This is a genomic window from Frankia sp. ACN1ag (assembly GCF_001414035.1).
In the GTDB taxonomy this organism is placed as follows: domain Bacteria; phylum Actinomycetota; class Actinomycetes; order Frankiales; family Frankiaceae; genus Frankia; species Frankia torreyi.
Genome location: NZ_LJPA01000012.1, coordinates 123,835 through 148,275, shown reverse-complemented (window position 1 = coordinate 148,275; position 24,441 = coordinate 123,835). Strand labels below are relative to the sequence as shown.

Genomic DNA, 24,441 nt, shown 5'->3' with positions numbered 1-24,441 from the left:
ATCCGCGAAGACCGGGGTGGCCCCGGCCCGGAGTACCGCGAAGGCCGTCGCGGCGAATGTGTTGGTGGGAACGACGACGTCCGCGCCCTGAACGTCCAGACTTCGGAGAATGATCTCTAGTGCGGCTGTGCCGCTGCTCACGGCCACCGCGAACGGGGCCCGGTGAGCGGCGGCGAATGCCGCCTCGAATTCGTCGGTATGAGCACCCAAGGTCATCGCGCCGGTGGAAAGGATCTCGATCGTGGCCGACGCGATCTCCGCGCGATCCTCCGGTGAGAAGACGATGCGCGCCGCGGGGACATGCACCTGTACACCCCTGCCTTCCGAGTTATCCGTGTGAGCGGGCACTGCTCCGGATGCCCCGTATCGCGGTGACACGCCGATGCGCGGACCCCGGTCGCCCGGCACCGCGGCCCAGCCGCAATGTCGGGTCCGCGGGCATCCGCGAGACGGCATCGCCGTGATGCGGAACTCCCCTGGCGGCCGCGACCCTCGCGACCCCACGGCCCCGGATTACGCCGGCCTCCCGCCGACGCGACCGCGCCCCCTCCAACTCGTCCGGATGTAACGCCCAGCTTTGTCAGTACATGCCCAAAACAGGCTATCGACCCCGGTCGACGGCGCAGCTACGGCCCACACTGGTTATCTACGAAACATCTCACATCTATCCGAACGTAGCCGAACCTGTCGGCAAAGCGACGCCGTCCGTCGGGTCGTTCATCCACATCGCCGACGACACGCACTCCAGGACGGACGGTGATCGGTCGTGGGTGCCCCCCTCCCTCCCTGCCGACGGTCCGGAACGCCGCCGGGCGCACGGGGCATCGTCGCGCCTCCGATACCCGTTGTGGCAGTCAGTCACCNTCTCGCCACCGGTCGCGAGCGGGGCGGGCCTGACTCACCGGGGGCCCCTGGCCAGACCGGCGCGGTGACGTGTCACTCCGCGAGACGGGGATCGCCCGGTCGGGGACATCCGCCGGGAGAGGCTGATCGGCGGGGCGGGCAGCGCGCCAGCCGACCACCGGGAGATCGCGCCGACGGTGGTCGCCGGACGTGGACGGGGGCGTCGGCGCGTGGACCTGGGGGCCAGGATTCACCCCGCGGGGGTGGGCGGCGACACGGCGCCATCCCGCGACCGCCGACAGAGGCGAACGCTCCGGCCTGGGAACGCTCCGAGTTGGGAACGCTCCGCACACACTCGCACGCAAGAAGTCCCGGTGAAGCCACCTCACCTGGCGTACGGGGGGAACGCAGGTGCAGAACTTCACCGGGACTAAGGGAAAGTGTACGACCCCCATCTGTCGGACGCGACAGGACCAAAGTCTCTAACATCCGACTCTTGCCCTCCGACGCCCCAACGTGCTTGACAATGGACGATTAGCTATCAAACCGCCCGCTGGAAGCTGATCTCGCCACGGTCCGTGTCGTACAACATCCAGTGAGACGGCTTGCCCCGGGCGGGCCCGACGTTGACCACCAGCGTGGCAGCGCCGGCCGGACCCACACCGGCGGAATCCGTGCCGGCCGGACCCGCGCCGCCCGGACCGGGGACGGGTGATGGTCCGCTTGCCGGGCCGACGACCGCGAGGCCGCCCCCGCGGTCCGGCCGGAACACCGGGACCAGTTGAGGCACCGGGACCGGTTGAGGCACCGGGACCGGCCGACCGGGCTCGATGGGAGGCAGCGCCCGCACGACTGCCGCCAGCCCCACCAGCCCCACCAGCCCCGCCTCCGGGCCATCCGCCGCATCGCCGTCGGGGGCGGTGTCCGACCAGACGATTTCGAACATGGCCTCCTGGTGGGTGTGCCCCACCACCACGACCGGCACCCGGGGGACGTCGGCGGCGACCGGCACGAGCAGGTCCCGTCCGTCCATGACGCCGTGGGCTGCCGTCCCGACCGGCTCGCCCGGGCCGTCGGCGGGCTGGGCGCGGCCGGTAGACCAACGGATCTGATGGCCGTGCAGACCCACGAGGCCGTGCAGACGATCCCGCTCGGGCGCGTCGAGCAGCGCGGCGAGGTCGGCGGGTACCTGCTCGGGCCGCAGCAGCTCGTGGATGCGCAGCTCCTGGTTGCCCAGCACCCGGCGGATGCCGGCGAGGCGCGCCCACAGCGCCGGATCGGGGTCGACGACCCGCTCCAGCGGCCAGAACCGCGAGGGATCGTGCAAGCGGCGCGGGACCTTCGCCTCCAGGTAGTCACCGAGGCAGACGATCTCGTCGGCGCCCGCCGCCGCGGCAGCGGCGAGAATCCGCCGCAGCGCCCCCGGCCGGCCATGAAGGTCGGCAAGCACGGCATATCGCATCCCACCAGCATCCCCGGTCCGCTGTTGCGCTGCTGGGCGATCCGCGATCCGCGGTCCGCGGTCCGCGGCGCAACGGCGCCGGCTGGCGGGCCTCGACCGCCACAAAGGCGCGAATCGCCCGAAAATCGGCGAACCATCGCCGGTTCGGCCTGGTGCCGACAGGTGGTGCGCAAAACACCCCAGTCCGGTCAATCGTCGCAAAGAAAGAGTCAATCAGGGCGACGGGCAATGCCGCCTGGTCCGCCGCGGCCAGACCGGGACCAGAAAGCGCGGGCTTCGTCGCGGATCGTCGTGTTCGTCGCACACGGGAATCGGCGAGGTGCTTGACTGCAACCCGTGCATCGAGGGGATCTCCGCGGAACGTGCCGACCGCCGGTACCGTCCCGCGTTTTGTCGTCGACGACGACCGGCGGCGCTCCGGCTAGACCGACGACAGGCGATCCGCGTGGTCACGTCCCGGTCCCGATCGAGGAGCGTTCATGGAGCTGACGGAGAACGATCGGCAGAGCCTCAACGAGGTTCCCCATCCGGCGCTTCCACCGGGTAGCAACCTTTATGGATCAACCAAGATCTTCCCAGACTACCAGGCCCGCGACGGCGAGTGCTACCTCACCCTCATCCACGGGATCGCGCATGAGTCGTCGGTCAGCTTCGTCGCGATACTGCAGGCCACCCGTGCCCTGCGTAAAGGATTCGAGTCCGTGCTCTATTTCTACGGGCCCGGCGCGATGAACACGATGGCGACCCGGGGGTTTCCGCACACCGGCGATTCCGCGTTTCCGGGTGAGCACAACATCAATCACCAGATCGAGACGTTCATCAAAGAGGGCGGCAAGGTCTACGTCTGCCGGTTCGGACTGTCGCTGCACGGCCTGNGCGAGGAGGACGTCATCGACGGGGTGATACCCGCGCATCCGCTGGACATCCAGGACTGCGTCATCGAGTACACACGGCGTGGCGCGATCATCAACTCCACCTTCATGTTCTGACCGATATGTGCCGACCGACCGGATGCGCCCGATGCCGGCGAACGCCAGCATCCGACCGGGCCCGCGACCTCGGCCAGACGCGGCCTCCTGCTACCCGGAACGGGCGTGACGCTGCGCTGGCCCGACGGTGTGCGCACCCTCGTGCTGGCCGGGCACATCGCCGGCCCTGGCCACGCCTGACCGGCCGTCGACCGATCACTGCCGGTCCACGCCGCTCCTCGGGAGGTCACGTGCGCGTCACAACTCCGTCGCAGCGTGCCAGGTGACACATCGTCAATCCGACAACCTGCCCCGGAAGGGCCGGAACTCCGGGCAAGCAGTGTTGTATCAGGGTGGGACACGTCGCAGGCCGCCCGGCCGGCGACCGGAGCCACCCGCCCCACGACCCGAACGGCAGAGACCTGGGATGGAAGACGAAGCACCGGCCTGGTTCGAGGCCGCCCTTGACAGCCGACCGCAGCGGCACGAGACCAAGGTCGCCGGCGCCACCATCAGCTACCGCTGCTGGGGTGCGGCCGGGCGGCCGGCGATCGTCCTGGTTCACGGCGGCGCCGCCCACGCGGGGTGGTGGGACCACATCGCCCCCCTGATCCCCAGCGAGTACCGGGTCGTCGCCCTGGACCTGTCCGGCCACGGCGACAGCGACCGGCGCGAGGACTACACGCTGAACACGTGGGCGGCGGAGGTCATCGGCGTCATCGACCACGCCGGAATCACCTCGCCGCCGATCATCATCGGCCACAGCATGGGCGGCTGGGTCACGATCATGACCGCCGCCGAGTACCCGGACCGGGTCGCCGGCATCGTCGTCGTCGACTCCCCCGTCCAGGAGTTCACTCCGGAGGAGCGGGCCGCCCGCGACCGGACCGCCTTCGGGCCACTGCGGGTCTACCCCACCGCGACCGACGCCCTCGCCCGGTTCCGCACGGTTCCGGACCAGCCGAGCTCGCTGCCGTTCATCATCGACCACATCGCCCGTGGGTCGATCGGCTCGGTGCAGGGCGGCTGGACATGGAAGTTCGACCCGAAGGTGTTCGGCAACCGCACGCCCTCCCCGGAGGTGCTGCGCAAGGTGCACTGCCGGGTCGCACTGTTCCGGGCCGAGTACGGCCTGCTGACGCCGGACATCGGGGTGCAGATGTACAACCTGCTCGGCCGGGTGGCGCCGGTGATCGAGATCCCGCTCGCCGGTCACCACGTGATGCTCGACCGGCCGCTGTTGCTGGTCACGGGCATCCGCACCATCCTGGCCGACTGGGAGCACTCCTCCCCCCAGGAACGCACCGACTGAACCCCGGGAGCGCACCGACCGAGGACCCCGCCGGGGCGGGCGCCCGGGGGCCGGCCCGCAAGGTGGGTTGACCAGGGTCGGACGGGTACATCTGCCGTCATGTCACGACGGCAGTGGAGATCGTCATGAATCCGTCCGCCCTCCTCGGGCACCGCCACGACGACCGCGGGCGCCGGACCAGTCGGCCGGTGCGGGAGGTCGATCCGCCCGAGCACGGCCCGACGTCCGTTCCGGCGCGAGGCTGGCTCTCCGTCGCGAAAAGGGTGAAGTCACAGCTCGGCATCCTGTCGATCCCGCTGATCGCCAGCGGCGTGGCGTTCTGGGCGATCCTGTCGATCTTTCCGGCCGCCATCGCGGTGCTCACCGTCTACGGCCTGGTCGCCAGCCCCCAGACGGTGAGCGACCAGATCGCCCACCTGTCCGACTCGCTGTCGCCGTCGACGAGCACGGTGCTGCGGGACTGGCTGAACGGCATCGTCTCGACGAACCACTCCGGGCTCGGTCTGGGCCTGCTACTGAGCCTCGCGGGGGTGCTCTGGGCGGTCTCCTCCGGCACGCAGAACCTGATCAAGGCCGTGACCGTGGCCTTCGAACAGGAGGAGACGCGGGGGCCGGTCCGGCTGCGGGCGCTCGCGGTCGCGATGAGCCTCGGCGGGGTGGTCGTCGCGGTGCTGGTCGTCGGCGGCATCACCGCCGGCGGCTCCCTGCTGTCCCACCATGTGGCGGACGGGACGGTCCGGGTGGTGCTCACGGTGGTGCAGTGGCTCGTGCTGGCGCTGATCGTGATGGCCGCGGTCGCCACGCTCTACCGCTTCGGGCCGGCCCACACCCCGGCGAACTGGCGGTGGGCGTCGATCGGGGCCGTGGTCGCGACCGTGGCGCTGATCGTCGCCTCGGTGGCGTTCTCGTTCTACGTGCGCGCCTTCGGCCACTACAACAAGACCTACGGCGCGCTCGGCGGCGTGGTCATCCTCATGCTGTGGCTGTACTACGCCGTCACGGTCGTGCTCATCGGCGCGCTGCTCAACGCCGAGGCGGCCCGCGAGGCGACCGGCGCCACCGCGCCCGAGACCTATCCGGAGGCCTCCCCCGTCGGCGTGCGCCGCCCCTGGGACCGACCGGAATCCGATGATGAGGCCGATCGGGATGGGGAGACCGCCGACGACCGCCCTGCGGGCGCGGCCGAACGGATCAGGACGGGTATTCGTTTCAGGCCTCACGAGAGGCGCGGTTAAGCGGCCCAAGGTGGGGAATTCCGCAGACCACACGATGTTCCACGGGTGCCGCCACGCGGACGCCCCACCAGGAGAACCCGCGAGGAGAACCCATGACGAGCACATACCGTCAACAGCCGGACGTCACTGCCGATCCGTACCCGAATGATATTACCGCGTACCGGGGCGGTGTCGACATGGCCGCGCCGGACGAGTCGACCCAGGTGCTGCGCNCCCCGGCCGCCCCGCCCACGACCGCCCCGCCCACGACCAGNAGCCGCGCCGGACAGCCGACCGCGCGCCAGGACGGGGAAGGACACTCCGGGGGCCGCGGTTCGACCGGGCAGCTCGTCTCCGAGGTCGTCACGGACATCTCCACCCTGTTCCGACAGGAAGTCGCCCTCGCGAAGGCGGAGGTCCGCGAGGAGGCGAAGAAGGCCGGCAAGGGGGCCGGCATGTTCGCCGGCGCCGGCGGCGCCGGGTACTTCGCGCTGCTGTTCGCCCTGCTTGCCGTCATGTTCGGGCTCGGGGAGGTGATGGCGCTGGGCTGGGCGGCTCTCATCGTCACCGTCGTGCTCGGCGCCGTCGCCGCGGTGCTGGCGCTGAAGGGTCGCTCCACCGTTCGCAGGGTCCACCCGGCCCCGACGCAGACCGTGGAGACGCTGCGCGAGGACGTCCAGTGGGCGCAGAGCCGACGCAGGTAAGCCCCTCCTTCTCCCCGTGCACGGCTCGGACTTCACCAGCGCAGATACCGACTGAAAGGCCAGGTGGGCAGTGACCAGCACGAGTCCGGATGAGATCCGGTCCGACATCGAGGCGACCCGGGCCCGGCTCGGCGACGATCTCGACGAGCTTTCCGACCGCGTCAGCCCGCAGAAGGTGGCCGGGCGCACGGCGCAGGACCTCCGGCGCCGAGTGAGCTCGGCGACCGAGTCGGTGCGGCCGAAGGTGGCCGCGACGACGGGTACCGCCACCGAAAAGGCCCGCCAGACCGCGGACCAGGCCAAGGCCACGGTGCGCCGCCAGCTCGACGCGCACCCGCAGGTCGCGGCGACCGCACAGCGGGCCAGAGACACCGCCGGCTCCGCCAGTCAGACGGTCCACCGCCAGCTCGACTCCCACCCGCAGGTCGCGGCGAAGGTGAGCCAGGTGCGCGACACCGCGGGCGGGGCGGTCAACGCCGGCCGGCAGAAGGCCGCCGCGAACCCCAGAGCCACCGGCTCCACCGCCGCGGCTACGGCTGCGCTGCTCGCGTTGCTGCTGATCGTGCTGCGCCACCGGCGCCAGGGCACGGAGACGCTCGACTGACGACCCTCGCCGGGAGATCCGGCCACCGGACGCCCGGGCACGTGCGGGACTGACCCCACGTGCCCGGGCGTTGCCATGCCCCGGGCGGTCAGGACGGCTGGGTCCTGCCCAGGACGGCGCGGCGGTTCAGGACGGCGCGGCGGTTCAGGACGGCGCGGCGGTTCAGGACGGCGCGGAGCGGTCGGCGGGGTCCGGCGCCGGCGCCGGGTCCGGCACGCGGTACCGCACGCGCAGGTCGCGGATCCGGCTGTCCCGGTCGATGCGGATCTGCTCGCGGCCGACGTCCGCGTCGGCGAGATCGGCGGCGACCCGCAGCGAGGTGCCGATCTCGTCCCGGCGCCGCACGTACTGGCCGTAACGATCGGCGGCGCCCTCGGCGAGGGCCTGGGCGAGCTCTCCGCGGCGACGCGCGGTCTGGCCGATCTGCAGGGCGTCGACCTCGTCGGTGGTCTCCCCCTGCCACTGGACGAGCCGCTCCCGGCGCCGCAGCTCCGTCTGCTCCAGCGTCCGCTTGAACATTAGCGGACCGAGGTCGATGCCGAGCAGCAACAGGGTCAGCACCGTCCGCCAGAGCAGCACGGAGCGGTCGGCGGCCGTCAGCCGCCAGAACGCCTTCTCCCGGATCAGCAGGTCGTCGGCGGCGTCGACGGTGGCGGTCTGCTGGTCACGGAAGTGCGCGCGACGGGTGTCGCGGGACTGGTCGAAGGCATCCAGGCGGGCCTGGGCGGCATCGCGCTGGCCGGTCGCGGTGGTCACCGCCGTGGTCGCGGCGCCGAGCTCGCCGAGCTTGATCCGGTACACCGGCCCCTCGCCGCTCAGACAGCCGTCGCCCCCGGTGAGCTGGCAGTTCACCTCGGCGGTCTTGCCGGTGACGAGGGCGTGGGCGCCGTCCAACGCATGCTGGCGGGCGGCGAGGTCGTCGCGCAGGACCCGCTGCTCGCCGAGCTGGTTGGCATCCCAGCCGCGCAGCACCCGGCCGAGATCCTCCTGCCGGATCTGGGTGACCCGCGGCGCGATCGACGGCGCGAAGATCCTCAGTAGCAGCGTCTCCCCGACGAGCACCGCGGCGCAGACGGCGATGAAGATCCGCATGACGGTGGCCGGCCCGGCCCGGCCCACCCGGACGGACCCGTCCGGACCGTAGCGGTACGGGCGGGCGGACAGCAGCACCGATCGGTCGAGGAAAAAGATCACCGTTGCGTAGAACAGGCCGAACGGGAGCGCGCCGAGGGCCGAGCGGTGCAGGCCCATCCCGGCGACGGTGGCCCCTGCGTAGGTGGCGAGCCCAGCGGTCAGCAGCATGAGTGCACCGGCGGTGACGAAACGGTGCCGGTCCTGCGGACCTACCGCGCGGCTGTCCGCGCCCGTGCAGAAGACGAGGAGATCTCCGAAGGCACGCGGACAACCTGGCCATACGCGAGAAATCGGCCTACCCCCTCATCGGCGCCCCCGTGGCCGCGGCCAGTCTCGGGGCCGCCGCCAGCGTCTCTCGCAATGTAACTCTGGGTAATCGATCCGGCCATCCCGGATCGGTGCTTGGGCGGCCCTGCTGCGGCGTCCGCGGCCGGCGTGCGAATCTGACCGGTGCGGATGCCNGGCAGCGAGGGAGGAACAGCGGTGGGACAGATCAAGGTCGTGGTCCAGCGGGCCGTGCCCGGCACGCCCGAGCAGGTCGTCGCGAAGCTCGCCGACTACCAGGGCACCCGCGCCCGGTCCTGGCCGGAGAACGTCTCGGAGTACCGGGTGCTGGCGGGTGGCATCGGCGCGGGCAGCCGGATCGCCTACCGGCTGCAGGCCACCCGCAAGCGGGTCCGCCAGGTCGACGCGACGGTGTCCGCGCCGGATCCGACCACCCTCGTCGAGGCGGACCAGAACTCCTCGCTGCAGACCCAGTGGCAGGTGACGCCCNGCGCCGGCGAGCGGCAGAGCACGGTCACGGCGACCACCACGTGGGACGGCGCCGGCGGGGTCGGCGGCTTCTTCGAACGCACCTTCGCCCCGATCGGCATCCGCCGGCTGAACACCGCGGTCCTGGACAAGGTCACGGCCCTTCCGGACTGACCCCCGCCGCGTCCCCTCGGCACCGGGCCGGCCACCGCCGTCACCAGACGCGGGCGAGGACGTTGCTGACGTAGCCGTTCATCCGGTCGAGTTTTGGTTTGTCGGCCGGATCGGTGGCGGATAGTTCGCCCTGGGCCCACTGCGCGGCCCAGGTCGGGACATTGTGCGCGGCAATGACGTACAGCCAGTTATGGCCCCAGCGGTCGGAATCAAAGCGTTCTCGCATCGCCCGGGCGGTGGAGTCGAGCGCCCAGAAGGGATCAAGCGCCCGGGCGGTGGTGATCTCCGGAAGCGTGGTGTTCCACTGGCAGAGCCCGAAATCCGAGTTGGTCCAGTAGCCGACCGCGCCGGGATCCCAGTTGCTCTCGATGGTGGTGATACCGCGCAGGAGTCCGCGGGGGACCGTGTACTTCAACGCGTAACGGTCCGCGATCGGCATGAACAACGCGTAGGACGTCTCCTTGTTGACGAATCCCGCCGGGCTGTGCTCGACCGCCGGCAGGTACATGTCACGGTTGATCACGGGCTGCAGCTTTTCCTGGAAGGCGATGACGGCCGCCCTGGTGGCGGCGGTGAAGCGGCCGTCGGTCGGCACCGGGGTGCCCGGCCCGCCGTGCCAGTTCAGCGCCCGGCTGAGCGCGGTGACCCCGGCGCGAACGGCGAGGATGTCCGCGTCGGTGCTGCCGGCGGGTGGGGCCTCGCCCGCGCCGACGCCGTAGCACCGGCCCGGCCCGGCGGCGGATCCGCCCTCCGCCGGGGCGATGGTCCCGCCCCGGCCGTCCGTGGGCCAGGCTCCGCGCCCGACCCGGGTCCGCTCCGCTGACGTCACCGCAGTCTCCTCCCCCACCGGGCGTGCGCGCCAGCGCCGCGACCGGTCAGACGTACATGAACATCCGCACGGTCGTGCCGGCGCTCCCCGAACGGAGCTGCACGAGATCGCAGAGCTGGTTGACAAGCCAGAGCCCGCGCCCGCCACTGAGGTCGAGGTCCGGACGCCGTCGCCCGGCGAGCCGGTCGGCGAGCTGACCGGAGTCGGTGACCTCGCAGATCAGGCAGCCGGCGAAAATCCAGAAACGCGCGGCTCCTCGCCCGCCGCCGTGGCGGATGCTGTTCGTCGCGACCTCGTGCACGGCGAGTTCGAGATCGCCGGCTCGGTCCTCCCCCAGCCCGTCCGCGAGGGCCGCGCGGGTGGCCGCCGCGCGGACCAGACCGAGGTCAGCCGGGCCGAACGCAACCTCGGCCCGCGGCGGACCGAGGTCCGGTAGCGGCTCGGCAAGCAGATCCCATCGGGTAGCCGTGCCTGGCCGGGCCGGCAGATCGGCCCCCTCGCCTGGGCCGGAGGCAACGCCCGTCGCAACGGCCACGGTAGCGTCGGCCACCGCCGCGGCGGCGACAGCAGCGGCGGCGGCGACAGAGGTGGCGCTGGCAGACGTGACACCGGCCTCGGCCACCACGGCGGCGGCCGTGGCCGAAGCGGCTCCGGCCTCGGCCACCGCGACGGCGACGGCGGCAGCCGCGGCCGTCACCGACGCGGCCGGTCCGGCCGGCGGCCGGTAGCGCGCGCTGATGCGGCCGAGCCCGCCGTCCACCACCACCGGATGGGTCTGCCACACCTCGTCGACGGTCACCGAATCGAGCGCGGTCACCTCGTAGGGGCAGCGCAGCCGCCAGGCCGGCGGGGCGGCGAAGGCCTCGTTGAGCAGGGCCTCGTGGAGCATGCATTCCCGTTGCTCGGGAACGGGGCGCCCGGACCACAGCGGCTCGCCGATCCCGCGGACCGTCCGGCCCCGTTCGATCCCGAGGTCGAGGAATTCCTGCCAGGCGGGGATGATGCGCGCCGGATTCCGGCCGACCTCCGTCAGGTCAAGAAATGTGACTCGCCTCGCGGCCCGGCCGAGCACGGCCCGAAGAAGCGCCATCCGCGAGGGCGTCACCGCGACGAGAACGTCCTCGTCCGCCGCGAGGCCGGCGAGGATGAAATCCCTGGTCGCACTGAGGAAACCGACGTCACCCCGGTACAGGAAAGCCTCGTGGCGAATGCCGCCGACGCCGGTCGGGCTCAGGGCCGGGCCGCGAACGGGGCCCGGAGTACTCTCCCGAGTCACTCCGCCGCCCTGCGTCGCAATCCGGCGGCGGACGGCCCCGGCATGGACGTGCCGTATCCAGCCGGACCACGTCCGGAATGCGGAGAATAACAGTCTCCCGCACCCGCGGCCCCACCCCCTGTGCGCACGCGCACATCATAGGTCATGTCGCACCAATGGGATATGCCCAGCAACGGAATCGAACGGGACGGATCACACCGGATCACACCGGACCAGCCACGACCACGGAGGATGCCCTCGGCGGACGGCGGCCCGGGCCGATCGCCGCACCGCGGCCCACGGGCGGCGGCCGGCGCATCAGCCCGGATGGCCGCCCGGGCGGAAAGCGGCGGGTGATCGCCCGTAGTCTCGCAGTCAGCGCGGATCGGCCGGACGGCCCGGCACCGCGCTGACGCGCACAGCAGCGACGAGGACGAGAAGGCGGATCAGGCATTGTGACGACGACATCTGTCCCACAGCGGTCCATCCATCAGCGGATCGCCGACGAGCTCGGCGTGCGCCAGGGGCAGGTGACGGCGGCGGTCGACCTGCTCGACGGGGGCGCCACCGTGCCCTTCATCGCCCGCTACCGCAAGGAGGCGACGGGCACCCTCGACGACACCCAGCTACGCACCCTGGAGGAGCGGCTGCGCTACCTGCGGGAGCTGGAGGAGCGGCGCACGGCGGTGCTGGAGTCCATCCGCGCCCAGGGCAAGCTCGACGAGGCCCTTGAGGCGCAGATCCTGGCGGCGGACTCCAAGGCCCGGCTGGAGGACATCTACCTGCCGTACAAGCCCAAGCGGCGGACGAAGGCGCAGATCGCCCGGGAGGCCGGCCTGGAGCCACTGGCCCTGGCCCTGCTGGGCGACCCTGCCCTCGACCCGCACGGCACGGCGAGTGGCTACGTCGACCCGGAGAAGGGGGTGGCGGACGCCGGGGCCGCGCTGGAGGGCGCGCGGGCGATCCTCGTCGAGCGGTTCGCCGAGGACGCCGATCTCATCGGCGCGCTGCGGGAGCAGATGTGGTCCCGTGGCGTGCTCGTCTCCCGGGTACGGGAGGGCAAACAGGAGGCCGGCGCGAAGTTCGCCGACTACTTCGACTTCTCCGAGCCGTTCACCTCGCTGCCCTCGCACCGCATCCTGGCCGCGTTCCGGGGAGAGAAGGAGGAGATCCTCGACCTCACCCTGGAGCCCGACACCCCGGCCGAGCCGGGCGCCCTGCCCGCACCCGGGCCGACGAGCTACGAGCTGCGGATCGCCGAGACCTTCGGGATCTCCGACGCGGGCCGGCCGGCGGACCGCTGGCTCGTCGACACCGTCCGCTGGGCCTGGCGCACCCGCATCATCGTGCACCTCGGCGTGGACCTGCGGATGCGGCTGTGGACGGCGGCGGAGGACACCGCCGTGCGCGTGTTCGCGGCCAACCTGCGCGACCTGCTGCTCGCGGCGCCGGCCGGCAGCCGGGCGACGATGGGCCTGGACCCGGGTTACCGCACGGGCGTGAAGGTCGCCGTGGTCGACGCGACCGGCAAGGTGGTCGCCACCGACACCATCCATCCGCACGTCCCGGCCCGGCGCTGGGACGAGTCGATCGCCACCCTGGCCCGCCTGGCCGCCGAGCACCGCGTCGACCTGATCTCGATCGGGAACGGGACGGCCTCTCGGGAGACCGACAAGCTGGCCGACGACCTCATCCGCCGGCATCCGGAGCTGTCCCTGACGAAGGTGACCGTCTCCGAGGCGGGGGCGTCGGTGTACTCGGCGTCCGCCTATGCAGCGGCCGAGCTGCCCGGGATGGACGTCTCGCTGCGGGGCGCGGTCTCGATAGCCCGCCGCCTGCAGGACCCGCTCGCCGAGCTCGTCAAGATCGATCCGAAGTCGATCGGGGTGGGCCAGTACCAGCACGACCTGTCCGAGACGCGGTTGTCGTCGTCCCTCGACGCCGTGGTGGAGGACTGCGTGAACGCCGTGGGGGTGGACGTCAACACCGCGTCGGCGCCGCTACTGACCCGGGTGTCGGGAATCGGCGCGGGCCTCGCCGAGAACCTGGTCCGCCACCGCGACGCCAACGGCCCGTTCCGCACCCGCGAGGCGCTGCGGGAGGTGCCCCGGCTCGGCCCGAAGGCGTTCGAGCAGTGCGCCGGCTTCCTGCGCATCCGCGGCGGGGACGACCCGTTGGACGGCTCCAGCGTGCACCCCGAGTCCTACCCGGTGGTCCGGCGGATCCTCGCGGCCACCGGCAGCGAGCTGAGCACGCTCATCGGCAACGGTGCCGTGCTGCGGTCACTGAAGCCGACCGAGTTCGTCGACGACGCCGTCGGGCTGCCGACGGTGACCGACATCCTCGCCGAGCTGGAGAAGCCGGGACGCGACCCGCGGCCGGCGTTCCGCACGGCGGCGTTCACGGAGGGGATCGAGACCCTCGCGGACCTGGTGCCCGGGATGACGCTGGAGGGCACCGTCACCAACGTGGCCGCCTTCGGCGCCTTCGTCGACATCGGGGTGCACCAGGACGGCCTGGTGCATGTCTCGGCGATGTCGAAGAACTTCGTCAGCGACCCGCGGGAGGTCGCCAAGCCCGGCGACATCGTCACGGTGAAGGTTCTCGACGTCGACATCCCGCGTAAGCGGATCTCGCTGACGCTGCGCCTGGACGACGAGGTCGGGGCGCCGGCGGGCGGCGGCGGGCGCGGTTCGGGGCGCCGCGGCGGCGACGGTAGCGGCGGTAGCGGCGGTAGCGGCGGTAGCGGCGGTAGCGAGCGGCGGGCTCCCGGCGGCGGCGGCACGGGTCGGGAGGGCGCGCGGCGCGGCGAGGCCGGCGGTGAGCGCCGCGACGGCGTCGGTGGCCGTGGCCGGGGCGGCGGCCGCGACGGATCGGCCGGTCGGGGTCCCGGCACGCGCGGCGGTGGCCGCGGCGGGACGGGGGGCTCCGGCGGCGTGGGTTCCGGCGGCGGCGCGGGCGGTGGCCGGGGCGGCGGCGGTGCGGGCGGTGGCCGGGGCGGGCGCGGCGGTGCGCCGGACGGGGCCATCGCCGACGCGCTGCGGCGGGCCGGGATCGTCACCGGCGACCGGATCACCCTCGACGGCTCCGACCGCAAGCGGAGCTGACCCGGCCTGGGGCGCGCCCGCGGGCGCGGGCGCGGCGGTCGGCAGGACCCCGCGGGCGGGTCGGGACGGTGTGGGCACCATCCCGACCCGCCGCGAGTCTGGCGGCAGTTCCGGCTGGCTCGGCCCTCTACTGGTTCGGCGGGATCGCGATGTCGGCGACCTGGGCGTTGCTCGGGAACGAGCCGTGGGCGCGGATCCGCCCGGTCAGCGGATCGATCTCGGCCAGCCGGTAGGTGGTCCCGACCAGCAGGGTCGCGAAGGCCCGGTTGCTGACTGCCCGGCCGTTCGACCGTCGGGTGTAGATGTCGAAGCCGGCGTTGCCGCCGACGGGCACGCCGAACCGCCCCGTCGGGACGAGCTGGCCGGAGTTGGCCGGCGAGTCGACATCCACCTGCCCGAGGGTGGTGTTGATGGTGAACAGGGTGGTCGACGTCGCGGGGTCCAGGTCGTTGTTGGTGTAGGCGGCGCCGGTCAGACCGTTCGCCGCGATGACCGCCGGCGGGTACTTCAGCGGCGTGTCGACGACCGTGGTGCCGATCGGCGGGGTACCGATCGAGTCGTCGAGGTTGTGCCGCAGGTTCTGGCCGGTGTTGCTGATGATGTGCAGTCGGTTGGCCGCCGGGTCGAAGTCGACATCGAAGGCGGTGCCGCTGAGCGCCACCGTCAGGTGCGACACGCGGATCGCGACCGCGTTGGACGTGTTGATCACATAGATGCCGCCGAGGTTGCCGACACCGTAGAGCCGGCTGTTCTGCACCCGGTAGTCGATCCCGATGAGGCTCGTGTCGCCGCCGACGAGGCCGGTGACCCGACCGATCCGCACCAGCCGGGAGGGCGCGTTGACGTCGAAGCGGACCAGGTAACCCGTTGTGGTCAGCCCGACCGCCCGCAGTCCGCCGAACAGTGCCGGGCGCTGTGAAACGGCCGCGGCACCCGCAGCACCCGGGGCTGCGGGAGCGGCGCTCGCCACCCCGGCCAGGCCCGGGATGGCGGCGACGATTCCGGCGGCCAGCGCGGCGGTGAGTGCCGCCGCGCGTGCCGAAGAATGGCTTCTACTCACGAGAGTCTCCTTCCGAACGGTTGATGTGAGGCGGAAGGCCGCGATCCCCGTCACCCCACGTGACCACCACCCGGCCGAAGTAGATGCTTAGAGTTACCTGAAATCAACGATGTGCAGGATCGGCGGTTTGCCGCCAAACCGGGGNGGGTGGCGCCNCCATGGCGACCGAGCGCGGATCGTCGTCGCCCGACCATCACGGCGCGCTCCGTGAGATAACCGAGATGACGCCGATGGTCGACAGGAGGTCATCCCATGCCCACGCGTCGCGCCCCGCAGCCGGGACAGCGTAAGAAGCCGAACATTCTCCGCGAACGCGGGATCACCTACGTCGATTACAAGGACATCGCCCTGCTGCGCCAGTTCATCTCGGACCGGGGCAAGATCCGGGCGCGGCGGATCACCGGGCTGACCCCCCGCCAGCATCGGGAGGTGACCCGGGCGATCAAGAACGCCCGGGAGATGGCGCTGTTGCCCTNCCCCGGCCCCGCCGCGGCCCGGGGCCGCTGAGCACGCCGCACCGCGCCGGGCTGCACTACGCCAGGCCGGAGCTGCACCGCGCCAGGCCGGGCTGCGCTGGACCAGGCCGCGCCCGTCGCCGACAGCGAGCCTTCCAGGTTCTCCCGATGGCCCGAAAGTGCCAACAGTCCGTCCCTGGCTCGGTCCACGCCGGCAGCCGCACCATCACGTCACCGCTAGGCGGGGAATCCGCGAGACGGTGCCGCGGCGCCCCCATATCGACCAGATGCCATCAAATCATCACCAATGAGCCGGGCAAACGGGGCATTCCGGCAAGGCGGCCGGGAATCTAGGCCATTCGCGCATAGGCAGGACCGCCGCCTCTAGCGGAACCGATCCCTTGTCCCCGGATGGTTCCGCGCAGCTCCGGGGACCATTCGGGGACAACAGTGCCCCATCCCTGCCACTAGGGGTCGATCGTCCCGCTCAATGCTGGTTGCTGACCGTCGGCGAGCCGTGAATGCGTGCCTAGGCTGTCCGACATCGCCACCGACCCGGGCCGGCCGCCGCCGGCGGCGGCCTGGGCGCCTCGTCCACAGGCCGGATCGGCGAGGTCCACAGGCGGGACCGGCGAGATCCACAGGCGGGACCGGCGACAAGGCGAGACCGGGGGGTCGAAACCGTGGCAGTCACATACCTGGGTCGACGCACGTCCCACCCCGAACGCACCCACGGCCCACGGCGCGCCCTCGGCGGCCGCCCGGACCGTCCCCGCGTGCTAGCCACCAGCCGCTGACGAGGACCGCCTCATGCCGACACATGCCTTGCCCACCCGCCGTGGTCCCCGCGCCCTGACCGATCAGACGCCTGTCGTCCTGCTGATCGCCGTCCTGGCCGTCGTCGGCGCGGGCGTGTGGGCGAACGTCGCGACCGCCGGCCCGGACCGGCCGCCGGTGATCGTGTCCGCGGTGGTGGCCACCGCCGTCGTGCTGCTCACCGTCGCGCTCGCGCTCGGCCGAGGTCGGGCCGTCCGCCGGTTACGCAGCCAGGTCACCGACCTGGAGAACCGGCTCGCCGGCGCGCAGCTGCAGGTCCAGACGCAGAACACCCGCGCCGCCCAGCTCGCCGACCAGGTCCTGCCCGCGGTGGTGAAGCGGCTGCGTGATGGCGCCTCGCCCGAGGCCGCGCTCGCCGAGATCGCCGAGATCGCCGAGATCGGTGAGATCGGCGCCGCGGACCCGGAGATTGGCGACGGAAACCGCGAGGCGCGCGAGACACATCGGCGCATCCTGCGAGCGCTGGCGACGGAGATCGGCCGCGGCGAGCGGATGCGCGCCGCCGCGATGTCCGCCTGCGCCAACGCGGCCGGCCGGGTGCAGGCCCTGGCGACGAGCATGCTCGCGGACCTGCGCGAGATGGAGGAGCGCCACGACGAGGAGGTCTTCGGCGACCTGCTCCGTCTGGACCACGCGACCGCGCAGGCGGGCCGACTGGCGGACAGCATCGCGGTGCTGACCGGTGCCCGCACCGGGCGGCGGTGGACCAAGCCGATCGTGATGGAGAGCATCCTGCGCGGCGCGGTCGGCCGGATCAGCGCCTACCAGCGGGTCCGCCTGCACTCGACGAGCACGGTCGCGGTCGCCGGCTACGCCGCGGAGGGCGTCATGCACGCCCTCGCCGAGCTGATGGACAACGCGACCAGCTTCTCGCCTCCGTCCGAGGAGGTGCATGTCTACGTGGAGGAGGTCCAGGCCGGCATCGTCGTGACGATCGAGGACGGCGGCCTGGTCATGGGACCCGCCGCGCTGCGCCGCGCCGAGGCCGCGGTCTCGGCGGAGCCGCTGGATCTGACCACGCTGTCCGGCACCCGCCTGGGCCTGGCCGTCGTCGGCGTGCTTGCCCGCAAGCACGGTCTGACGGTGTCGTTCCGGCCGTCCTCGCGCGGCGGCACCGGCGTCGTGGTGATGATCCCCCGCCGGCTCGTCACCCAGCCACGGCCGAACCCCGCCGCAACCGGGCTGCCGGTGGGCGGGATCGTCGAGGCGACCGCGGGCGCCCCGGGCACGGCGAGGCGCGCAGACGCCGGGGCGGCGTCTCGGGGCGCGATCGGCATGCTCGAGCGCCCCGTCTCGGCCGAGCCCGGCTTCGACGGCACCGGCTTCGACGGCACCGGCTTCAACGGCACCGGCTTCGACGGCACCGGCTTCAACGGCACAGAGTTGGCGGGCACCGAGTTGGCGGGCACCGAGTTGGCAGGCACCGACTTCGCGGGCGGTGCCGCGGCGGGGCGACCCGCCGCGCCCGGCACCCCCATCCTGGACAGCCCGACGGGGCCGGTTGCGCGCGCCGATGTTCCCGGCGAGCCGGCCGCGCCGCCGGCGCCCCGCGAGGCGCTGCCGAAACGGCGTCGCGGGGAGACCATGGCGAACGCGGTGGGCCGGCTGCCGGTCCCGCCCGCGCCGGCGCGCACCTCCCCGCCCGCCGACGCCGGTGCCCGCTTCGGCGCCTTCCGCCGCGCGACCCGCGGCGGGCGGACCGACGCGGACGCCTCGAGCACCTCCGACGTGACCGACCGGCCCGACGCGGGTCGCCCGCCGTTGCCACCGCTGCCACCGCTGCCACCGTCACGCACGGAACCGGCGGCGCCACCCCCGCCGCCGTCACCAGCCGAACCGCCCGCGCTGCCCCTGCTGCCGCCATCACTGACCGGACCGACCGCGCTGACCGGACCGACCGCGCTGACCGGACCGACCATGCTGACCGGACCGACCATGCTGCCGGAACCGCCGGAACCGCACCCCGATGCCGGGGGCACCGCCAGCAGTCCGGACACGGGCACGTGGTTCCAGACGCGGGGCGGGACCGACGCCGACGGGTCCATCCCCAGCGGCCACCCCACCAGGCGGAACGGCAACTCCTGATCGCTCCTACGCACGGCCGGAGACAAGCATGAACACGAGAACCCGTGACCTCGACTGGCTGCTGGAGAACCTGTTGGAGCGGACTCCGGGAACCCGACACGCCCTGGTGCTCTCCAAGGACGGGCTCAAGCTCTGCCNCAGTTCCGGGCTCAGCGTGGATCAGGCGGACCAGCTCGCCGCCATCGCCTCCGGTATCCAGAGCCTCTCGCACGGTGCGTCGGTGGAGTTCGGGGATGGCAGCGGAGGCGTGCGGCAGTCCATGACCGAGTTCCACGGCGGGCTGCTGTTCATCATCGAGGCCGGCCAGGGCGCTCACCTCGCCGTCGTGGCGACCGACGATGCCGACGCCGGCGTGATCGGGCACAACATGAACGAGCTGGTCGAGCAGATCGGCGACTACCTCAGCGCCCCGCCGCGCGAGGCCGCCCCCGGGTTCGCGGCCTCGTGATCCGCGAGGCCATCGACGGGGAGAACCCCGACCGGCTCTACACCGTCACCGGCGGGCGCAGCCGCGCCGACGAGAACGCCTTCGACCTCGTCACGCTGATCGTCAGCGAAAGCGACCCGGCGCCAGGCATGCAGTCCGAGCACGCCGCGATCCTGCGGATGTGCCGGACACCGGTCGCCGTCGTGGAGCTCGCCGCCGAGCTGAAGCTGCCGGTGAGCGTGGTGAAGATCCTGCTCTGCGACCTGCTGGATACCGGCCGGATCGCGGCGCGCCATCCCTCGGCCTCCGTCGTCAGGACGCCGTTGCCCCATCCCGAGATCCTGAAGCAGGTGCTCGTTGGACTCAAGAAGCTCTGAGGTCGCCGTCCAGGCCCCACCGCGCTCCCGCGCCCCGCTGGCGAGCACGGTCAACGACGCCCTGAAGATCGTGATCGTCGGGGGGTTCGGCGTCGGCAAGACCACGATGGTCCGCGCGGTCAGCGAGATCCGCCCGCTGAGCACCGAGGAGACGATGACGGGCGCCGGCATCGGCATCGATGACACGGGCGGCGTGCGGGAGAAGACCACGACCACCGTGGCCTTCGACTTCGGCCGGATCAGCCTCAACGAGCGGATGGTGCTCTACCTGTTCGGCGCCCCCGGGCAGGAGCGGTTCTGGTTCCTGTGGGACCGGCTGTTCGCGGGGACGCTCGGCGCGGTCGTCCTGGTCGACACCCGCCGGGTGGCGGACTCCTGGTACGCGATCGACCGGCTGGAACACCACGGGATGCCGTTCATCGTCGCGCGGAACAACTTCGGCGAGCCGGAGCACACGCTGCCGCAGTTGCGCGAGGCGTTGTCTCTGTCCGACGACGTCCCGCTCATCGACTGCGATGCCCGGCACCGCGCGTCGAGCAAGTCGGTGCTGATCGCACTGGTCAACCACCTGTACGCACTGTCCACCGCCCGGGAGACCTCGCCGTGACACCTCCGTCCCACGACCGCGTCGACAACTGGGCTGCGGCGCCGGCCGCCACCGAGCTCGCGGTGCCGGCCCCGGACTTCCCGGACCACCCCGGGGCGGTCCGGTTGTACGGCCCGCGATTCCAGCACAATCCGGCGCAGATGTACCGGGAGATGCGGCGCGTCCACGGCCCCGTCGCGCCGATCCTGCTCGACGGCGACATCCCCGCCTGGCTGGTCCTCGGCTACCGGGAATTGCACTACGTGACGACCAACCCGGAGCTGTACGGTCGCGACCCGCGCCGCTGGAACGCCTGGGACCGCGTCCCGCCGGACTGGCCGCTGCTCCCCGTCGTCGGCTACCAGCCGTACACGATGCACCTGGAGGGCGCCGAGTTCGAGCGCCGCTCCGCGATCATGAACGACGTGCTCGGCGACGTGGACCTGTTCGAGCTGCGGGCGCTGTGCGAACGGACCTGCGACGAGCTGATCGACGGTTTCGCCGGGCGCGGCGAGGCGGACCTCATCGCCGAGTACGCCCAGTCGATGCCGATGCTGCTGATCGGCCGCATGATCGGCATCCCCGAGACCGGCCTGCCCGAGCTGCTCGCGGCGATGAACGCGGCCACGGACGGCTCCGGGCCGGAGGCGGTCGCCGGCCACTCCCGGTTCGTCGCCATCATCAACGCGCTGCTGGCCGACCGACGGGCACGCCCCCGGCCGGACCTCCCGTCCGCGATGCTCGGCCATCCCGGGAAGCTGACCGACGAGGAGGCGTCGTGGGACCTGTTGCTGATCGTCGGAATCGGCCAGCAGCCGATCACCGACTGGATCGGCAACACGCTGCGGCTGATGCTCACCGACAGCCGCTTCGCCGTCACCCTTTCCGGGGGCCGGCGCAGCGTCGGGCAGGCACTCAACGAGGTGCTGTGGGAGGACACGCCGCTGCAGAACATGTCCGGCCGCTGGGCGGTCCGCAGCACCCAGCTCGCCGGCCAGCACATCCAGGCCGGTGACATGCTCGTGCTGAGCTGCGCGGCGGCGAACGGCGACCCGCAGGTGCGGCCGGACTCCTTCGAGGGACCCGGCGGCAACCACGCCCACATGTCCTTCGGCCACGGTGAGCACCGCTGCCCGTATCCCGCGCAGGAGATCGCCGAGACGATCGTGCGGGGCGCCGTCGAGGTGCTGCTCGACCGGCTGCCCGACGCCGTCCTCGCCGTCTCTCCCGACGCGCTGGTCTGGCGTCCGTCACCGTGGATGCGCGGCCTGTCCGCCCTTCCGGTGCACTTCTCGCCGTCCTGACCCGCCGAGCCGAGCTCAGACCTCGCCGGAGCGGGGGGTCAGCGCCCAGGCGAGGGCGAGGTCGGCGACCTCCTCCCAGCCGGCCACGCTGGCCGTCAGATGCGGGCGGCCCGGGAACTCGTGGTACGCCGTGATCGCCCCCGACTTGCGCTGGCGGGTGTACGCCTCCCGGCTCACCGACGCCGGGACGGTGTGGTCGGCGCCGTTGCCGAGGACCAGCAGCGGCGCCCGGTCGGCCTTGGTGAAGTCGACCTTGCTCGGCGCCTTCGGGTTGACGTTCGCGAACGCGGCCTGCCACAGCGGCCGGCCCGGGGTGGGCGCCTGCAGCCGCGCGTACAGCTCGTCCGACTCGGCCCGGCTGACCGTGTTCGCGAACGCGTAGAACCACTGGTCCGCGGTCAGCCCGACCACCCGGCCGCGGGTCGCCGGCTTCGTCAGCACCGGAGCCGACGAGCGCAGCGTGGCCAGCGGCAGCCGCAGCACGCCCTTCACCGGCGCCGGCGAGATCGCCACCCCGGCCGCCCCGAGGCCACGGTCGAGCAGGAGCTGGACGATCAGGCCGCCGAACGAGTGCCCGACGAGGATCGGCGCCTCCGGCAGGGCCTCGACGGCCTTCGCGTAGCTGTTCGTCACCTCGACCAGGCCGACGTGGTTGTCGGCGGTCGGCTCGTTCCGCAACGCCTCGAGGTCTCGATCCATCCCCGGCCATTCCGGGGCGAGACCGGTGTGCCCGCGGGCGGCGAACCGGTCGATCCACGGCTGCCAGCTCGCCGACGTCAGCCACAGCCCGTGGATGAAGACGATCGTGCGCCCCGCACTCGCGGCGTTCGGTTCGGACTGGGCGGCCGGGCTGATGTCGCTCACGTGGGCTCCTCGACGCTCGCGGATGCTCGTCCCCCGACTCGTCCCGGGTGGCGTGTCGCGTCCGGAAAGCAGGAGGTGAGGTCGTAGATCGCCATCATCGACGGAAGCGACGGTCCGGCGCACTGTGACCCGCGTCGCACCGGGATGGCGCCTCGGCCCGGCTCCCCCATGGCCGGCGGCTTCGAGGACCACACCCCACCCGGGTAGGATCGCCCCGCGGGGCCGTTAGCTCAATTGGCAGAGCAGCCGGCTTTTAACCGGCGAGTTCAGGGTTCGAGTCCCTGACGGCCCACCCCGCGATAGGCCCATGACCTGCATAGTTGTTGTTTCCTACCCATTCGCATCACGGCCGTTGATCGTTGTGGCCGTAATGTGGCCGCGCCGGCCGCATCGCACGCCGCGGAACCGCGTTCGCCGCGGTCTGCGCCACCCCCCGTCCGGCTGACCGCAGCAGGTGCGCATACAACCGGCCGGTGATCGCAGGAGAGGCATGGCCGAGTCGCTTGGATACCAGGGTGATGTCCACACCTTGGGCGATCTGGATGCTGGCGCTCCCATGCCGAAGATCGTGAAGGCGTTTGCGAGAAAGCAGCCTCTCGCCGAGCTCGACTCCGGTTGCAAGGTCGATGGGCAGCGCTTCGGCTAGGTGCAGCACCGCGCCGGAGCCGCGACGCCGGGTGCAGCCGATCACCGTCACCTGCCCGCACGGCTCGCGATCCCGGTAGAGCGTCCATGTGCCCTCCGGCGCCCGGTACCGCTTGCCAACCGTCAGCGTCGTCGCCCCACGCTCGGCGGGACGCACGAGCTGGCAGCACAGCCCCACCCGGCGGGCGATCACCTGCATGTGGCTGGTGACGTAAGCGGGCGACAGGTGTTTCCCGTCGGGAAGAGTAAAAATCAGCCCGGTGAGCTGCACCAGTTCGCCGCGCTGGTTGGGCAGGATGCCGTTGTCCCACGCCGGGCCGACCGCGTCGCGCTCGGCGTCCCGCTCAAGCTGACGGGCAATGATCGATCCGAGCGTCATCGGATCAATATCGAGCCCGCGTTTGCCCGACTTCGTCTTGGGTGGCCACACGCCCAGCCGGCCACGTGACTCGACGATCTGCCGGCAGATCGTCAGTCTCGATTCCTCGGCGTCAATGTCCGTGTCAGCCAGCCCGCAGGCTTCCCCGCGACGCACCCCGTGAATGGCGATCAGCTCGTACAACGCAGCCAGGCGGTCGTCTGCCGCCTCGTCCAGGAAGCGACCGACTTCCTCGGGTTCCCACGGTTCGACCTCCTCTTCGTCCGGTTCGGGCATCTCCACCCCCAAAGCCGGGTTCCAGTCGATCAGTCGTTCGACCACCGCGTCATTGAGAGCGGCTCGTAGCGTCGCAAAGATCTCGAGGATCGTTTTGGGAGCGAGCGGCCGGGATTTTCTCCTCGCTCCGTTTCCCCCTTGCGTCGGGACGGATCCCTCGGCTTCGAGTCGCGCGATCATCTGATCGATATGGATTTTCCTGAGCCCCTTGAGGGGCAGCTCCCCGAGCATGGGGCGTAGGTAGAGCCGGATATTGCTCTCGTAGCCACCGCGGCTCGTGGGGCGCAGCCGCCGCTTTCCCGCGAGCCAGGTTTCCAAGTACTGGCCAACGGTCAACTGGCCAACATGTTGTCGGCCGGCACGAATCTTGACGACTTCCTTCTCCGCGTCCGCCCGCGCCTCTTCTGCGGTGTCATATCCGGAGCCACGAATCTCCCCTCGGCCAACCAGGTGCCTTAGGTCGTCGGGAACCTGGATCCGATACGACCACCTACCATGGTCTTTTCTCTTGAGCTTTGGGCATCTTTTACCGAGCTGCTTGCCGTCCCCGCTGCGGCAACCGCATCGCTTCTCGGTCCCAATGTTCATTTTCAGGAAGGCCTTTCATTTTCAACTCTCGAAGCCGACATTCCGTCTCACCTTTAGGGGACCCGGAGCTTCTGACGTTACATCTCGAGCGAAACTCCTCACGCGGATGTTCGGAAATCCGTTAAGCCGCTCAGTCGAGAGCCCGAAAACGGCTCGACGAAGAGTGCAATTCACGGCCGCCACCACCTGCAAATCGGGA

18 protein-coding genes, 1 tRNA gene and 6 pseudogenes are annotated in these 24,441 nt (G+C 71.6%); 17 read left to right on the top strand and 8 right to left on the bottom strand.

Annotation, left to right across the window (positions count from 1 at the left end; translation table 11 throughout):
• A partial coding sequence (locus UK82_RS37545; RefSeq protein WP_236705874.1) for a DegT/DnrJ/EryC1/StrS family aminotransferase occupies positions 1-306 on the bottom strand: 306 nt, incomplete at its 3' end.
• A 1,078-nt stretch (positions 307-1,384) separates the two neighbouring features.
• Complete coding sequence (locus UK82_RS13105) at positions 1,385-2,305, bottom strand: metallophosphoesterase (protein WP_055407408.1); 921 nt, start codon at positions 2,303-2,305, stop codon at positions 1,385-1,387.
• Between the two features lie 479 nt (positions 2,306-2,784).
• Here UK82_RS13105 and UK82_RS13100 point away from each other — a divergent pair.
• The 6 genes and pseudogenes from UK82_RS13100 to UK82_RS13080 form a co-directional block, all read left to right on the top strand.
• A pseudogene (locus tag UK82_RS13100) lies at positions 2,785-3,180 on the top strand (MSMEG_0572/Sll0783 family nitrogen starvation response protein); the annotation flags it as partial.
• A 1-nt stretch (position 3,181) separates the two neighbouring features.
• Positions 3,182-3,294 (top strand): annotated as a pseudogene (locus tag UK82_RS37540) (sulfur reduction protein DsrE); the annotation flags it as partial.
• Between the two features lie 406 nt (positions 3,295-3,700).
• Positions 3,701-4,585 (top strand): alpha/beta fold hydrolase, encoded by an 885-nt coding sequence (locus UK82_RS13095; RefSeq protein WP_044885956.1) that lies wholly within the window; start codon positions 3,701-3,703, stop codon positions 4,583-4,585.
• Between the two features lie 125 nt (positions 4,586-4,710).
• A complete protein-coding gene (locus tag UK82_RS13090; RefSeq protein ID WP_044886021.1) occupies positions 4,711-5,820 on the top strand; it encodes a YihY/virulence factor BrkB family protein in 1,110 nt (369 codons plus the stop codon).
• A 254-nt stretch (positions 5,821-6,074) separates the two neighbouring features.
• On the top strand, positions 6,075-6,503 hold a 429-nt coding region (locus tag UK82_RS13085; RefSeq protein WP_236705873.1), incomplete at its 5' end, for a phage holin family protein.
• 70 nt (positions 6,504-6,573) lie between these two features.
• Positions 6,574-7,107 carry a DUF3618 domain-containing protein gene (locus tag UK82_RS13080; protein ID WP_044885954.1) on the top strand — a complete coding sequence of 178 codons (534 nt, stop codon included), beginning with the start codon at positions 6,574-6,576 and terminating at the stop codon, positions 7,105-7,107.
• Between the two features lie 162 nt (positions 7,108-7,269).
• On the opposite strand, the gene UK82_RS13075 is transcribed toward UK82_RS13080, so the two are convergent.
• Positions 7,270-8,409 (bottom strand): DUF4407 domain-containing protein, encoded by a 1,140-nt coding sequence (locus UK82_RS13075; RefSeq protein WP_052681170.1) that lies wholly within the window; start codon positions 8,407-8,409, stop codon positions 7,270-7,272.
• A gap of 315 nt (positions 8,410-8,724) precedes the next feature.
• Here UK82_RS13075 and UK82_RS13070 point away from each other — a divergent pair.
• Positions 8,725-9,015, top strand: a pseudogene (locus tag UK82_RS13070) (SRPBCC family protein); the annotation flags it as partial.
• Between the two features lies 1 nt (position 9,016).
• Positions 9,017-9,168, top strand: a pseudogene (locus tag UK82_RS37535) (SRPBCC family protein); the annotation flags it as partial.
• 40 nt (positions 9,169-9,208) lie between these two features.
• Here the strand turns inward: UK82_RS37535 and UK82_RS13065 are convergent.
• Positions 9,209-9,997 (bottom strand): peptidoglycan-binding protein, encoded by a 789-nt coding sequence (locus UK82_RS13065; RefSeq protein WP_055407485.1) that lies wholly within the window; start codon positions 9,995-9,997, stop codon positions 9,209-9,211.
• Between the two features lie 46 nt (positions 9,998-10,043).
• Positions 10,044-11,273, bottom strand: a complete 1,230-nt coding sequence (locus UK82_RS13060; protein WP_044885950.1) for an MEDS domain-containing protein — start codon at positions 11,271-11,273, stop codon at positions 10,044-10,046.
• A 434-nt stretch (positions 11,274-11,707) separates the two neighbouring features.
• Here UK82_RS13060 and UK82_RS13055 point away from each other — a divergent pair, with 434 nt between their 5' ends.
• Positions 11,708-14,359: a Tex family protein gene (locus tag UK82_RS13055; protein WP_055407400.1), complete on the top strand. Its 2,652-nt coding sequence runs from the start codon at positions 11,708-11,710 to the stop codon at positions 14,357-14,359.
• A gap of 127 nt (positions 14,360-14,486) precedes the next feature.
• Here the strand turns inward: UK82_RS13055 and UK82_RS13050 are convergent, their stop codons facing one another.
• A complete protein-coding gene (locus UK82_RS13050; RefSeq protein ID WP_044885948.1) occupies positions 14,487-15,419 on the bottom strand; it encodes a DUF4394 domain-containing protein in 933 nt (310 codons plus the stop codon).
• A gap of 252 nt (positions 15,420-15,671) precedes the next feature.
• Between UK82_RS13050 and rpsR the strand changes: the two are divergent.
• The 7 genes and pseudogenes from rpsR to UK82_RS13020 form a co-directional block, all read left to right on the top strand.
• A pseudogene (rpsR, locus tag UK82_RS13045) lies at positions 15,672-15,894 on the top strand (30S ribosomal protein S18); the annotation flags it as partial.
• A 790-nt stretch (positions 15,895-16,684) separates the two neighbouring features.
• Complete coding sequence (locus UK82_RS13040; protein ID WP_055407396.1) at positions 16,685-18,796, top strand: ATP-binding protein; 2,112 nt, start codon at positions 16,685-16,687, stop codon at positions 18,794-18,796.
• Positions 18,678-18,933 (top strand): annotated as a pseudogene (locus UK82_RS42665) (roadblock/LC7 domain-containing protein); the annotation flags it as partial. The gene UK82_RS13040 and the pseudogene UK82_RS42665, both read left to right, overlap by 119 nt.
• A 1-nt stretch (position 18,934) precedes the next feature.
• Positions 18,935-19,244, top strand: a 310-nt coding sequence (locus tag UK82_RS13035) for a roadblock/LC7 domain-containing protein (protein ID WP_236705872.1), incomplete at its 5' end; no start/stop codon positions are given.
• Positions 19,241-19,600 carry a DUF742 domain-containing protein gene (locus UK82_RS13030; RefSeq protein WP_044885944.1) on the top strand — a complete coding sequence of 120 codons (360 nt, stop codon included), beginning with the start codon at positions 19,241-19,243 and terminating at the stop codon, positions 19,598-19,600. The genes UK82_RS13035 and UK82_RS13030, both read left to right, overlap by 4 nt.
• Positions 19,581-20,207 carry an ATP/GTP-binding protein gene (locus UK82_RS13025; protein ID WP_044885943.1) on the top strand — a complete coding sequence of 209 codons (627 nt, stop codon included), beginning with the start codon at positions 19,581-19,583 and terminating at the stop codon, positions 20,205-20,207. Before UK82_RS13030 ends, UK82_RS13025 begins: the two co-directional genes overlap by 20 nt.
• On the top strand, positions 20,204-21,490 hold the full coding sequence (locus UK82_RS13020) for a cytochrome P450 (RefSeq protein WP_082121967.1): 1,287 nt from the start codon (positions 20,204-20,206) through the stop codon (positions 21,488-21,490). Before UK82_RS13025 ends, UK82_RS13020 begins: the two co-directional genes overlap by 4 nt.
• A 15-nt stretch (positions 21,491-21,505) precedes the next feature.
• On the opposite strand, the gene UK82_RS13015 is transcribed toward UK82_RS13020, so the two are convergent.
• Positions 21,506-22,354: an alpha/beta hydrolase gene (locus tag UK82_RS13015; protein ID WP_044885942.1), complete on the bottom strand. Its 849-nt coding sequence runs from the start codon at positions 22,352-22,354 to the stop codon at positions 21,506-21,508.
• A gap of 219 nt (positions 22,355-22,573) precedes the next feature.
• On the opposite strand from UK82_RS13015, the gene UK82_RS13010 reads away from it, so the two are divergent.
• Positions 22,574-22,646: transfer RNA gene (locus UK82_RS13010), tRNA-Lys, on the top strand.
• A 51-nt stretch (positions 22,647-22,697) separates the two neighbouring features.
• On the opposite strand, the gene xerC is transcribed toward UK82_RS13010, so the two are convergent.
• Entirely contained in the window at positions 22,698-24,242 is a 1,545-nt protein-coding gene (gene xerC / locus UK82_RS31375) for a tyrosine recombinase XerC (RefSeq protein WP_083507175.1), read from the bottom strand.
• Positions 24,243-24,441: the final 199 nt, after the last annotated feature.

Bases quoted from the DNA above. Each gene is read 5' to 3' on its own strand.
- UK82_RS13075 (WP_052681170.1), bottom strand. From the start codon at position 8,409: ATGCTGCTGACCGCTGGGCTCGCCACCTACGCAGGGGCCACCGTCGCC.
- xerC (WP_083507175.1), bottom strand. From the start codon at position 24,242: ATGAACATTGGGACCGAGAAGCGATGCGGTTGCCGCAGCGGGGACGGC.
- UK82_RS13095 (WP_044885956.1), top strand. From the start codon at position 3,701: ATGGAAGACGAAGCACCGGCCTGGTTCGAGGCCGCCCTTGACAGCCGA.
- UK82_RS13105 (WP_055407408.1), bottom strand. From the start codon at position 2,305: ATGCGATATGCCGTGCTTGCCGACCTTCATGGCCGGCCGGGGGCGCTG.
- UK82_RS13040 (WP_055407396.1), top strand. From the start codon at position 16,685: ATGCCGACACATGCCTTGCCCACCCGCCGTGGTCCCCGCGCCCTGACC.
- UK82_RS13090 (WP_044886021.1), top strand. From the start codon at position 4,711: ATGAATCCGTCCGCCCTCCTCGGGCACCGCCACGACGACCGCGGGCGC.